The organism is Bartonella sp. AP150HLJHH (genome assembly GCF_042196385.1).
GTDB lineage: Bacteria > Pseudomonadota > Alphaproteobacteria > Rhizobiales > Rhizobiaceae > Bartonella.
The window spans coordinates 1-13,383 of the sequence record NZ_JBHIQC010000012.1; the positions used below are offsets into that span (position 1 = coordinate 1).

Here is a 13,383-nt window from a genome sequence, read left to right on the forward strand (position 1 = left end):
TCCTCATCGCTTGCGTATATTACAGCAGCATGGTTGCGTGAGAATAAAGATGACAATCAAACGTTAATTAATCAACGCCATCCATTTACCACTGACTTATCGGGGAATGCAGGTAAATTAGGAATAGGTTTAAGCAGTTTAGTGAGTGAGAAGTTAAAGTTATATGGTGAGGCACATTATATTAAAGGGCGTAAAACAAAACAGTCCCTTCAGGGTGTTTTAGGTGTACGCTATAGTTTCTAACGATATGGTTATTTTTTAATTGATCTCAATGATAATTTTGATGGAAAGCGTTGAGGAATATAAAAGAAGTTCAACATTTGCTAAGGAGCGGTAGCGCATCTTTATGATGGGATGAGCAATTGCAGGTGTTTTTATTAAAGTCTTCTTTATAATTCATTCTATATTTTTGAGAATTTGTATAGAATTTTGCAGAGTCACTTGGCAAAGGGCTCCTTGCTCGCTATAGAAATGGCTAGAGAATATTATAAATGAAATAAAGGTGGTTAAATGGCTTTAGAGCGTACTTTTTCGATGATTAAACCAGACGCAACCCGTCGTAATTTGACTGGCGCAATTACTAAAATGCTTGAGGATGCGGAGCTACGTGTTATTGCGTCTAAACGTGTCTGGATGAGCAAACGTGAGGCTGAAAAATTTTATGCTGTTCATAAAGAACGTCCTTTTTTTAGTGAATTGGTTGAATTGATGTCTTCTGGTCCAACCGTTGTACAAGTTTTGGAAGGTGAAAATGCAATAGCTAAAAACCGTGAAGTAATGGGGGCTACGAATCCTAGTGATGCAGAAGAAGGGACAATTCGTAAGGTTCATGCTTTATCGATTGGCGAAAATTCTGTCCATGGATCCGATAGTGCTGAAACGGCAAAAACAGAAATCGCCTTTTGGTTTCCTGAGGTAGAAATTGTTGGTTAATAAAGCGTTTATAATAATAAAGCGCATATAAGAAGCAAAAATCCGAAACACTATGTTTCGGTTTTTTGCTTATAAGATTATAGATTTTTTTGAAAGCATATAGAGCATTAATCGTTTTTTTAGCTTTTAATATTACAGCTGCTTTTACGAAAATATAAAGCCTATTTACTCTTTTTTGAATAGCTTTTATCTACACGTCCCCCTTATTTGTAATGTGCAAAACAGTGTTTGATTGATTTATCATTAATAAAAATAAATCAATCTTATGCTATTCTTATCTCTTATTTAAGTACAAAAAGATAAATTATCATTATAAATCTCCATACTCTTCATAGGATAACGTGTTTTAAACCTGCACGAAAATAATCCCACCCTGTCCACAATGTAAGGAGGGCAGAAATCCACAACATAGTAATGCCAAACTCTACTGTGTAAGGGAAAATTTTATTACCGGCTGGTCCAGCTAAAAGAAATACAATAGCGATCATCTGTACAAAAGTTTTCCATTTTGCAAGACGAGAGACAGGAACACTAACTTTTAACTCAGCCAAATATTCACGTAATCCTGATACAAGAATTTCTCTGCAAAGAATGATAATAGCTGCCCATAGTGTCCACCCAGCGATGGTACTGTCTGCGGCAAGCAAGAGCAAACAAGCAGAGACGAGAAGTTTATCGGCAATTGGATCTAACATGCGACCAATATTGGATGTTTGTTCCCAAATACGAGCAAGGTAACCGTCAAGAAAGTCAGTAATGGATGCAACGATAAAAATAGAAACAGCAATCCAGCGAGTGATATCACTTGATTGTAGTCGCCCTTCTAAAAAAAAGCATGCAACAACCATTGGGACTGCAACAATTCGTGCATAAGTTAAAATATTTGGAAAAGAAAAAGTATGATTTTTCATGGAGCCATTTTTAATTCTTTTGAAAGAGAATATATTTCCTAAACGTAACAAGGCGAAGGTTATGAAACAAGCCTATTTTTCATGAAAATGGTTATAAATTTTTTGTGCAATTGTCATAGAGATTCCCGTAACTTTTTTTAAATCTTCAAATGAGGCACTAGCAACAGCTTTGGCACTTCCAAAATGATGAAGCAATGCACGCTTTCTTGTCGGACCGATATTTTCGATTTCATCAAGTGGGTTTTTGAATGTTGCTTTTTTTCGTTTTATCCTATGAGTTCCAATCGCAAAACGGTGTGCTTCATCACGCAGACGTTGCAAAAAATAGAGGATAGGATCACGTGGAGGAAGTGTAAAGGGGGGAATACCTTTTATAAAAAATCGTTCACGTCCCGCATGACGGTCAACACCTTTGGCGATTCCAACAACTGTGAAGAGATCATTTAATTGTAATTCAGCAAGTATTGCATGTACGCTGTTGATTTGTCCTTCACCACCATCGATTAAGATAAGGTCAGGCCAAATGGGAAAAAGATCATCATCTTTTATGTCATGACTTCTATTTGGCAGATCATACTCTTTGATAAGGCGTGAAAATCTTCGTTTAATCACTTCTTTCATCATGCCAAAATCATCGCCAGGCGTGATATCTGTTGAGCGAATGTTGAATTTTCGATATTGATTTTTAATAAATCCCATTTGACCAGCAACAATCATAGCTCCTACAGCATTTGTTCCCATGATATGAGAATTGTCATAGACTTCTATCCGGCGTGGAGGAAAAGGTAGTTGGAATGTTTTAGCAAGACCTTGAAGCAATTTTGTATGGGTGGCTGTTTCAGAAAGCTTATGTTCAAGTGCTTCATGAGCATTGAGATAGGCACGATTAACAAGAGTTTTTCGTTCACCTTGTTTAGGTAAAGAGAGGGACACTTTGTGATTTGCTTTAAGACTAAATGCCTCTGTAAGAAGTGTCTTTTCTTCAATTTCTTCAGATAAAAGGATGCTTTTAGGAAGTGGTTTATCATCGTAAAATTGGGCAAGAAAACTCGCTAAAATTTCAGTGCGGGAAAAAGAGGGATCTGCTTTAGGAAAATAGGCACGGTTTCCCCAATTTTGCCCCATGCGAAAAAAGAACACTTGAATACAGGTCATTCCTTCTTTTTGCGCAATTGCAAATACATCCGCTTCTTTTATCGTTTGAGGATTAATACTTTGATGGCTTTGTATGTGAGAAAGGGCTGATAAGCGGTCACGATAGGAAGCTGCTTGTTCAAAATCAAGATTTTCTGCGGCTTTATGCATAGCTTGAACCATATCGTTTTTAATAGATTGATCTTTTCCCGAAAGGAACGCTTTTGCTCCTTTCACCAGTTCTTTATAATCACTGTCACTAATTTCATGAGTACAAGGTGCAGAACATCGCTTAATTTGATAAAGCAAACAGGGGCGTGTACGGTTTTCAAAAACTGAATCAGTACAGGTTCGTAATAAAAAGGCGCGTTGTAAAATATGAACTGTTTGTGTCACTGCACCAGCAGAAGCAAAAGGACCAAAATAGTGAGCTTTTCGTGTTCGAGCACCACGATGTTTGTAAAGTGCAGGCACTTGATGATCATCTGTAATCATAATATAAGGAAAACTTTTATCATCACGTAGGAGTACATTAAAATGTGGATGCAATCTTTTGATGAGATTGGCTTCTAAAAGGAGTGCTTCTGTTTCTGTATGGGTGACAATAAATTCCATATGATATGTTGCACGAATCATGCGGGTAATACGATTATTGTGTCCTTGTTCACGTGTATAGCTTGAAACACGTTTTTTGAGATTACGGGCTTTGCCAACATAAAGAATATCACCATTTTCACCAATCATCCGGTAAACCCCTGGCTTATGCGGAAGGTGTCTAACAAACTCTTGTATGAACTTGATACCTTGGAATTGATTTTTCTCATTGCTTTGATTAGCATTATGCCATGTAATATTAGAGAGAAAAGAAAGATTTTCCCGTTCATTTTGCGGACAATTTGTATTATTTTTCAGGACCATTCCGTTTATTACGAATATGTTGTTTGTTTAATATATGAAATATTCTTTTTTGTTAAATAATGATTATTTATGTCTTTATATTTTTTTCTATAAATAATATCTTATAACATAAGAGTATGATTTTAGAGAGCCGATCTTTCATAAAAAATATGAGAGTTGTTATTCTAAGACAGCTTTATGAATTTGCCCAATTTATCCATTAAAATGATTGAAATAAGAAATCCATGATGATTAAGAGGATAGGCTTTCTAAAAAAATAATTCACGCTGATCGTTATTAGCTTACCATTATAATATGTTGATATTATCCAAAGAATCAAAGAACTTTATCATTTAATGCCTTTGTATTTTACAACATGATATTTGATTTAGGAAAAATATTAGAGAAAGATCTAAAATAATAGATGTTCTTTTTGAAGCCACTTATGCGTTATTTGGGCATTTTCATCTTGTCCAAGACGGTTGATAAGAAAGGGGCTGAGTTTTTTCATTTCTTCTTCCAAAAGGTAGGGAGGGTTAATAATAATCATACCACTTCCATTCATTGTCGGTGGACTTGAATTTTTTCGGATACGCATTTCAAGCTGTAGAATCTTAGGAATTCCGGTTTGATAAAGCGCTTGAAGAAAACTTTCAATTTCTTTGTCATATTTAACAGGATACCATAAAGCGTAGATTCCTCCAGAAAAGCGACGATAGGCTTTCGTTAATCCATCAATAAGGCGGGAAAACTCTCCAGCTTTTTCAAAGGGAGGGTCAACAAGGATAAAACCACGTTTTTCTTTTGGTGGTACATGAGCATTTAAGGAAAGCCAACCATCTAAATGCAGAACTTTTGTTTGATAATCTCCTGCAAAGTTTTTTGCTAAAATATGATAATCTTCATTGTGCAATTCTATTGCGGTGAGGCGATCTTGTTTCCGTAATAATTGACGAATAAGAACAGGAGATCCAGGATAAAATACAATTTCTTTTTCCCCTTTATTGAGGGCATCAATGATATCACACCATGGACAAAGGAGTGTTCTTAAATCTTCTGGGATAGGAGTTGAAAAAAGTCGTTGGACACCTTCGCGCCACTCTCCTGTTTTATGTGCTTCTAAAGAAGAAAGGTCATAAATACCGATTCCAGCATGCGTATCTATAACGCGAAAAGCTTTTTCTTTGCGTTTGAGATATTCTACAATGCGAGTGACAATAATGTGTTTAAAAACATCAGCAAAATTGCCAGCATGATAAATATGCCGATAATTCATGGAGTAAACTCTATCATATGTATAACTGTACCGGATTATTAGCATAGAATAATAGAATTGATATCCATAAAAATACTCTTGTAGAAATCAAACAATACCCTCACTCCCAAATTATACACTACAGAAAAAATATTAATGTCATTAGAGCATTTATTCACAAGGCTATTTTTATATTATGAGATTAATCGTTAAAATTTTAATTTTTTTATATGAAAGATAGACAAGAAGAGACCAAACATTTCAATAGAGATATTTATGTTGTAAGAGAATTTTTTTATGACCGCGGACTCTTTCAGGAAAACTATAAAAAAACTCAATTAACGAGAATATTAGTGAAGTTTGTTGAAAAATTGAAGGGTATCTTTCAAATTCATTCATCAATTTGCTTGTTTAAAGATTAAAGAATTTCAAATGGTTGATAAAAACATTGTTACATTTATAAGTTTTTTAGCAAGCGTAAAATTATGGATAGAGCAATAAAGTGCTGGTGTTATAGTGATAGATTTTTGTAAAAGTGTGAATGAATTTCATTGCTTTAAGCGGAGCCAAAGCTTTACATTATACACGCTAAATAGCTAGGTTATTGTGTATGATGCTAAAATAAAACTTTTGAAAATTGATATGTGCTCTGCAAGCTATCTCAATCAAAATGAGGAATTTTAAACTAAAGTAAATAGGTTTATCTATCTCTAACACTGTATTATCGAGCGACTTTATGAGGTAATCTTATAAAAAAGGCTAGGATAAGAAATTCTTTTTATATGGATTATGCTTCGATACCATGCTTTTGATTGAATGTAATTTTCTATTCATGCCCATTCTGTTTTCAATACTGAGATAGGTTAAACACATGATATTATGAGAACGCATGCCCAGAATCCGGAGACATGTAATAGTTAGAGCATACAGTGGTTTAGAGAGCTGGTTATATGGAGGTATTTTACTGAATAAAGGCACAAGCTGGTACCTTTTTTATTTTTTAGCAGTATTGCCATACCTCTTGGCACTTGAGTTGGTTCATAAAGTACATTTTTACTCTTTCCGCTAATAGTTTTATTTACACGCCAGATATTTAATTGAATGCTATGATGGCTCATATTTCGTATTGTATATGGAATAATGGATGATAAAATTTCCACCCCAACGCAAAGAATAAATGTTGTGCGTAAGATGATCGTTTTTGAAGAGACTGATGATGTGTTAAGAAAGTTTTTTAGAGATTTTTCTTTCTGATTTTTTTAATTGAATACGTAAAATGTTTTACAGCATGTTATGATTTTTATCAGTAAAGGATAATTTGGCGGAAATGTTTGTAATGATATGTAAAGCATTGTTTAAAAGGAAAGACATTGGCTATAGTATTTACAGGAAGATGAGTAACCTAAGAGATCAGATGAAGTTATTTTAGAAAAGTTTTTAAGTGTTTTGAACTTTGTATGAAGTGGTTTATCATTTTTGAATGGTTTGTGTTATAATACGCTAAAAAAGGATGAGAGGATAAAAAGTTCTTTTTGCAATAAAAGCGTGTAATTGCTTTTAAGTTAAGAAGAAAATATATAAGTAAGATATTATATTTGATACATTCTTCAGAGGAAGCATGGATAAATGAAATCAAATTTAAAAGCATAAAGTTAGAGAGAATAATGGGTAATATTTTTTCACCAACGCATTTAATTATAATTTTATTGATTATCTTTGTGCTTTTCGGTCGCGGTAAAATTTCTGAATTAATGGGCGATGTTGCTAAAGGAATTAAAGCCTTCAAAAAAAATATGAAAGAAGAAGATGACGGCATTGAGGATAAAGTTGAAATGGCTCCTACTTCCCAAATGATTGATGTAGAATCTCAACAATCTCAGCCGTTATCGGTAAAACATGCAACAGCGCGCAGAAAGGTTTCTTCTGTTTCTAAAAAAAGCAAAACATCTGTTGCTAAAAAACAGTAACAAAAACGCAATCATCATTGTGCAATATTTTTTGATGAGAAAGTCGAATTAAGAGATGTTTGGGATTGACGGACCAGAGTTTATCGTAATCTTACTTGTTCTCATCATTGTCGTTGGACCAAAAGATTTACCTAAAATATTAAAGACAGTAGCAAAGATAAGAGCGTATGTGTATTCAACAGCAAATGAATTTCGTCATCAGTTTGATGATGTAATAAAACAAATCGAGCGCGATGATTTGCAAAAAGTATGTTCGGATATTAGCAATTCAAGCAAGAAGTTGGCAGAAACTTTTGATCCCACTCAAAATATATTAGAGGATATCCACGATAATTGGGATGTTAAGGAAACACATCATAAATCAAAAAAAGATAAAGAAATTTTGGAATGTGATCAAAAGGTAATCAAGAAAGATATGACAGTTTCTATAGCTTCTCATCATTCTGAAAACATTTTTGTTTCTCCTAAAGATAAAGAAAAAGAAGATGTGTCATGAATGTAAAAAAAAATGAAGTTGATGCTAATATGGCTCCACTTTTAGAACATTTAATTGAACTTCGTCAGCGAATTATTTCTGCCTTGGTTGCATTTATGATCGCTTTTATGATGTGTTTTCTTGTTAAAGATTATATCTTAAATTTTTTACTATGGCCATATCAGTGGGCAATGAAAATAGCAGGGGGTAACCCTGAGGGTATTCGTTTGCAATCAACGCAAGTATGGGAAACTTTTTTAACGAAGATGAAGCTTTCTGCTTTTGGGGGAATTATTTTATCTTTTCCCTATACGGCTTTTCAGTTTTATAGTTTTATTGCACCAGGGCTTTATAAAAATGAGCGGATGACTTTTTTACCATTTCTCATTGGGGGGCCTATTTTATTTTGTATTGGGGGAGCGTTTGTTTATGGTCTATTAGCGCCAATAATACTATGGTTTAGCCTTTCTCAACAATTTCTTCCAGATGTTCATTTAAAAATAGAGTTTATAGTGCGTATTTCTGATTATTTGGGCTTTATGACATCATTTATCCTAATTTTTGGTTTGATTTTTCAATTACCTCTTGTCATCAGTCTTTTAACAAAAATTGGATTTTTAACGTCTCATGATTTGGTGTCTAAACGAAAATGGGCTATTTTGCTCTCTTTTATCATTGCGGCAATCATAACGCCGTCGGATTTTTTTACGATGTTTGCAGTGGCTTTACCAACAATAGCACTTTACGAGATTTCAATTTTAATTGCTTACAGTATAGAAAAGAGAAGAAAATCCGCTTAAGAAAAGTGTATAATCTTATGCGATAAGGAATGAATAAAAACAATATAAATGAGGAATTTTTATGCTTGATATTAAGTGGATTCGTGACAATCCTGAGAAATTAGATAAAGCACTCGTAAGTAGAGGTCTTGAGCCACAAGCTGAAAGGTTAATACAACTTGATCTTGCACGTCGGTCGCATATTGCTAAGGTGCAATTGGCGCAGGAACGTCGCAATGCTGTTTCAAAGGAAATAGGACAGGCTTTAGCGGTATCGGATCAGCAAATGGCTGAACGTCTTAGAGCTGAAGTTGAAGAGATTAAAGCTTTTCTTTCCTCTGCAACAGTGGAAGAAAAACAGCTGACGGAGAGTCTTGAGAAAATTCTTTCAGCACTTCCAAATATTCCATTAGATGATGTTCCAGAAGGTAAAGATGAAAGTGATAATGTCGTCATTCGACATTTTGGTACACCTCCAATATTTAATTTTACACCAAAGGAACATTTTGATCTTGGTCAAGATCTCAAACAGATGAATTTTGAACGAGCTAGTCGTTTGTCTGGAACACGTTTTACAGTACTTTCAGGGGCGTTAGCACGGCTAGAACGAGCATTAGGCCAATTTATGCTTGATGTGCATGTCAATGAGAATGGTTACACAGAAGTCTCAGTACCTCTTCTTGTTCGTGATGAGATTGTTTACGGAGCAGCACAATTACCGAAATTTGCTGAAGACCTTTTTCGTACAACAGATGGTCGATGGCTTATTTCCACAGCAGAAGTGCCATTAACCAATTTGGTCAACGATGAAATTTTTGAAATATCAGATTTACCACTGCGATTTTCTTCTTTATCTCCCTGTTTTCGTTCAGAGGCGGGAGCAGCCGGTCGTGATACGCGCGGTATGTTGCGTCAGCATCAATTTTGGAAAGTTGAAATGGTCTCGATTACCAGTGAAGAGCAGTCTTTAATTGAATTGGAACGTATGACGGAATGTGCAGAAGATATATTAAAACGGCTTGGTTTGCCTTTTCGCACAGTGGTTCTTTCTACGGGTGATATGGGGTTTGCAGCGCGTAAAACCTATGACATCGAGGTTTGGCTTCCTGGTCAAGAATGTTATCGTGAAATTTCTAGCTGTTCAGTTTGTGGAGATTTTCAAGGTCGTCGTATGAATGCGCGCTATCGTAAAGACGGCGATAAAAAATTGCATTTTGTTCATAGCCTTAATGGTTCTGGTACGGCTGTTGGACGTTGTCTTATTGCTGTACTTGAAAATTATCAACAGGCTGATGGATCAATTATTATTCCAGATGTTTTACAACCTTATATGGGAGGCATGCGCTGTATTACTGCTTAATTTTACGAAAGGAGAGACAATATGCGTTTATTGCCAAGAGGTGATGATACACAGACGCAAGTTTTTGCCATTTTAAAAGAAGCAGTTTGTCAGTATGATAAAAGTGTACCTCCATTGGAGATTGAATGATACTATGGGGCAAAAGGGTATTTTACAATTTCGTGAGGAGTTAGCCGCTCTTGTACTGAAAATGCGTAGCAAAGGCATTGATGACGTGCGATTTTTTTCGGCATTAGAGAAAATTCCGCGTCAACAGTTTGTTGCTGCTCCTTGGTTCAATAGTGCTTATGATAATAAAGTTATTCCCCTTGAGTGTGGTGAATATATGGAACGTTTGGAAGAACAACTCTTAATTCTTTCGGCATTATCGTTGAAAAAAAGGCATCGTGTCTTAGAAATTGGTACAGGATCTGGTTTTTGTACTGCTCTTATGGCATGTCTGAGTGACCGTGTGACAACGATTGATCGTTATAAAACGCTTGTTGATTTAGCACGCCAAAAATTTCAAACTTTAGGAATTGAAAATATTGTTATACGGCAGATTGATGGAAGTCATAGCGTGACAGGCTTAGGATCATTTGATCGCATTCTTATTTGGCCATCACGTTTTGATGAACCAAAGGAATTTTTAGAACTTTTAGCTGAAAATGGAATTCTCATTCAGGCGATAGGACCTGACGAAGGGGTACAAACGGTGACGCGCTATACAAAAATTGGTAGTCGATTTGAGTGTTTAGAACTGTTCCAAGTGCGTTACCAACCTTTTATTAAAGGCATTGCGGAGATACTTTAATTTTTACAAGCTAAGAAGTTTCTGCAAATTGTCTACGTTAAGTTCATTTTGATCTTATATAAAGATATTTATGAATAAAACATCTCATTTTAACTCTTCGGTAATTTAAAAAAGCTTTAATGGAGTGAGTTGATTATTGATGAGTGAGCAAAACGATGTGTCTAAAAGCTTTGGATAATATTTTCCAGCATAATTTTCAGAGAATAACTTTGTTAGCGGTGGTAACTATTGTTGCTGGTTGTAGTTCTGGTACACAGCGTTTTTCCAATACGTTCTCTCATCGTACGGTATCATCTCAATCAAATATATCAAGCACTATGTATACAGACCCGCGAATGCTATCATACGGTAGTGGTATGATACAAAGCACTGAATTGCCACCTGTGGAATCAAGCGATGATTCGTGGGGAGATGATAATTCCCCCTATAATTTTCCACATCAAGATAGGATAACTTCTTCTGATGGTCGCGTTATGGGCTCCCCTCCACGTAATCTTGGAACACTTTCTCGTTCACAAATGGATAAATCTCCTATTTTTCGGCGGAATTCTTATATTGTCCAGAGTGGAGATACACTGCTCAATATTGCACGACAAGTAGGGGTTAGTGTTGAGGCATTAAAATTAGCAAATGGTATAAACAGCAATTCCATTTATATTGGTCAGGTACTGGTTGTTCCAAGCAGGCGTACATTAGCATCTTCAAATGCACACAATAATAACGATTGGGCAGTGTCAACAACAGAATCTGCATCCCAATCTCAAGTGATGTCCTCTATAAAAAACAAGAAGTCCTCTCCTATATATAAAGCTCCTGTAACAACGCCACCCTCTGCAAAGATGAACAAATCAAGTTCTGAGAAAAATTTTTCTAAACAGATGACGCAATTGAAACATGAGACTGGTTTGTCAAGTACTGTTACGAATACAGATAATATGACGACTCCGCAAGCCACAGGAATTTCTAAGATGCGTTGGCCAGTACGAGGGCGTTTATTAAGCCAGTTCGGTCAAAAAAAGGGAACAGTAATGAATCGAGGAATAGATATTGCAGTGCCTGAAGGGTCTTCGGTAAAGGCGGCAGAAAATGGTGTGGTTATTTACGCGGGAGATGGATTAAAAGAGCTTGGTAATGTTGTGATGATTCGACATGAAAATGATATTATCACTATTTATGGATGTAATAGTAAGCTTGTTGTTAACAAAGGACAAAGGATAAGGCGCGGTGATGAGATTGCTAAATCTGGTGTTTCAGGAAATGTTAAAACGCCACGTGTCTATTTTGAGATGCGTAAGAATTCATTACCTGTTGATCCCCTTAAATATTTAGAAAACTAATTTATTGATAACTTTGACATTTGAATAGTCTTACAGTTTATAGAAAATTCATGAAAAACAATTGATTTTCTTAAATCAATAATATAGCAGCAAAAAATCATTGGTTTCAGGAGAGTAGTTCGTTGGGGTCGTTAGATATTACCATCTTTGTATTTATGAAAGTGTAAGACAATAGTATCATACTGTTTGTCAGCTTTGAGTATTCCAATTGCTCTTGCATTTGAGAGAAGCATGAAAAAAGATATTTCACGCCTTTCTTAAAAAGTTTTTATCGACAGGCTCGTTTCATATGTGTGACGTGCAAGAAAATCGTTTTGATTAATTCAGAAGGTTTGAAATGAGATCGTTTTATTGTATTTAGATCTGTCATTTGATATCAAAAACGATAAATTATCTATATAAATTAAGTTTGTTCATTAGAAAAATTATCTTGTATAATTTATTGAGTTAGTGAAAAGATTTGTATTGTAGGATATACAATAGGGGAAAGTGAATCTATTTTTTAAGATTTTTCTCATTGTATTTTGGTATTCTGCCTCTTAAGGATTTATTGTATTTTTGTAAAGCTGTGATTAGATTATGTAGTTATTGCTTTTTATGATAAATTCTTTAGGAATTTTTTCTGTATCGGAATTTCATTTTAATAGAGTGGGAAATACCTGAGGTTTAACTATAGGAGATAAAAATGTTTATTACGAACGCTTATGCTCAAGTTGCAGGCGATGTTTCCGGTGGAATTTCATTTGCTAGCGCTGTCCCATTCATTTTAATTTTTGCAATTATGTATTTTTTTATCATTCGTCCACAGCGTGCCCAAATGAAAAAACGCCAAGAAATGCTTAATGCAGTACGTCGTGGTGATACAGTTATAACGGGTGGTGGTATTATCGGCAAGGTTACGAAGGTTCACGACGAGAGCGGTGAATTAGAGGTTGAAATTGGTGAGAGTATGAATATTCGTGTTATTCGCTCAACATTAGCTGATGTGCGCGTTAAAGGTGAGCCGGTTGCAGAAAAAAAATCAAAACTTAATGCTAAAGCAAAAAGACCACAAAAGTCTAAATCTAAAACGACAACGAAAGAAGATATGAGTATCTCTAAAGAGAAAAAAGCTATATCAAAGGAAAATGCATCTTAAGGTGTAATGGCAGTTTATTACATTTTTTAAGCATTTTTATAAAAAGCTTGGCAAGATCAAGACAATTTCATTGAAAAAGAGGCTTTTATAGTGGCTACAGAAAATGGAGTTTTTGTTTTCTTTAGATGATTAAAATAGTTGTTTTATTTATAGAATATTACGCAATTTTTTTCTGTTTTTTAAACAAGATCATTGTTTTTATAAAAAGCAATTTGTGAGTAAATAAGCTGAGGAAACTTTTTAAAAGATAGATTTATTTAAGCAGGTATAGCATTTTACCGCGGTTTATTCGCAAATTTTCATATATTTGTTGTATGAGAAGATTAGGGCATTATATAAAATTTTCACTTCAATACTAGGCTATGTTTAACATATCAATGTTTATATTAGCCTTACTTTAATTT

Annotated in this window: 12 protein-coding genes; 9 read left to right on the forward strand and 3 right to left on the reverse strand. The window is 34.9% G+C overall.

All coding sequences use genetic code 11. The features are described from left to right. Together ACFING_RS06055 and ndk are read left to right on the forward strand one after the other, a co-directional pair. Positions 1 to 243, forward strand: a 243-nt coding sequence (locus ACFING_RS06055) for an autotransporter outer membrane beta-barrel domain-containing protein (protein WP_375630187.1), incomplete at its 5' end; no start/stop codon positions are given. A 267-nt stretch (positions 244 to 510) separates the two neighbouring features. Then, positions 511 to 933 carry a nucleoside-diphosphate kinase gene (gene ndk, locus ACFING_RS06060; protein ID WP_375630188.1) on the forward strand — a complete coding sequence of 141 codons (423 nt, stop codon included), beginning with the start codon at positions 511 to 513 and terminating at the stop codon, positions 931 to 933. 329 nt (positions 934 to 1,262) lie between these two features. On the opposite strand, the gene pgsA is transcribed toward ndk, so the two are convergent. The 3 genes from pgsA to ACFING_RS06075 form a co-directional block, all read right to left on the reverse strand. After that, positions 1,263 to 1,844: a CDP-diacylglycerol--glycerol-3-phosphate 3-phosphatidyltransferase gene (gene pgsA / locus ACFING_RS06065; RefSeq protein WP_273723320.1), complete on the reverse strand. Its 582-nt coding sequence runs from the start codon at positions 1,842 to 1,844 to the stop codon at positions 1,263 to 1,265. 72 nt (positions 1,845 to 1,916) lie between these two features. Beyond that, positions 1,917 to 3,896, reverse strand: coding sequence for an excinuclease ABC subunit UvrC (gene uvrC / locus ACFING_RS06070; RefSeq protein ID WP_375630189.1), 1,980 nt, complete (start codon positions 3,894 to 3,896; stop codon positions 1,917 to 1,919). A 391-nt stretch (positions 3,897 to 4,287) separates the two neighbouring features. Continuing rightward, positions 4,288 to 5,151, reverse strand: a complete 864-nt coding sequence (locus tag ACFING_RS06075; RefSeq protein ID WP_375630190.1) for a 23S rRNA (adenine(2030)-N(6))-methyltransferase RlmJ — start codon at positions 5,149 to 5,151, stop codon at positions 4,288 to 4,290. Positions 5,152 to 6,794: 1,643 nt separating this feature from the next. Here ACFING_RS06075 and tatA point away from each other — a divergent pair. From tatA to yajC, 7 genes are all read left to right on the forward strand, one after another. Beyond that, positions 6,795 to 7,097 carry a twin-arginine translocase TatA/TatE family subunit gene (gene tatA, locus ACFING_RS06080; RefSeq protein WP_375611300.1) on the forward strand — a complete coding sequence of 101 codons (303 nt, stop codon included), beginning with the start codon at positions 6,795 to 6,797 and terminating at the stop codon, positions 7,095 to 7,097. Between the two features lie 55 nt (positions 7,098 to 7,152). Continuing rightward, the gene (locus ACFING_RS06085) at positions 7,153 to 7,593 is read left to right on the forward strand and encodes a twin-arginine translocase subunit TatB (RefSeq protein ID WP_375620752.1); all 441 of its coding nucleotides are present in this window, start codon (positions 7,153 to 7,155) and stop codon (positions 7,591 to 7,593) included. Continuing rightward, entirely contained in the window at positions 7,590 to 8,372 is a 783-nt protein-coding gene (tatC, locus tag ACFING_RS06090; protein ID WP_375630191.1) for a twin-arginine translocase subunit TatC, read from the forward strand. The genes ACFING_RS06085 and tatC overlap by 4 nt, the downstream gene beginning before the upstream one ends. A gap of 61 nt (positions 8,373 to 8,433) precedes the next feature. Further along, positions 8,434 to 9,711, forward strand: coding sequence for a serine--tRNA ligase (serS, locus tag ACFING_RS06095; RefSeq protein WP_375620754.1), 1,278 nt, complete (start codon positions 8,434 to 8,436; stop codon positions 9,709 to 9,711). Positions 9,712 to 9,844: 133 nt separating this feature from the next. After that, the gene (locus ACFING_RS06100) at positions 9,845 to 10,504 is read left to right on the forward strand and encodes a protein-L-isoaspartate(D-aspartate) O-methyltransferase (protein ID WP_273791164.1); all 660 of its coding nucleotides are present in this window, start codon (positions 9,845 to 9,847) and stop codon (positions 10,502 to 10,504) included. A gap of 155 nt (positions 10,505 to 10,659) precedes the next feature. Then, positions 10,660 to 11,841 carry a peptidoglycan DD-metalloendopeptidase family protein gene (locus ACFING_RS06105; protein WP_375630192.1) on the forward strand — a complete coding sequence of 394 codons (1,182 nt, stop codon included), beginning with the start codon at positions 10,660 to 10,662 and terminating at the stop codon, positions 11,839 to 11,841. A 685-nt stretch (positions 11,842 to 12,526) separates the two neighbouring features. Further along, entirely contained in the window at positions 12,527 to 12,979 is a 453-nt protein-coding gene (yajC, locus tag ACFING_RS06110; protein ID WP_375612910.1) for a preprotein translocase subunit YajC, read from the forward strand. The last annotated feature ends 404 nt before the right edge of the window (positions 12,980 to 13,383 follow it).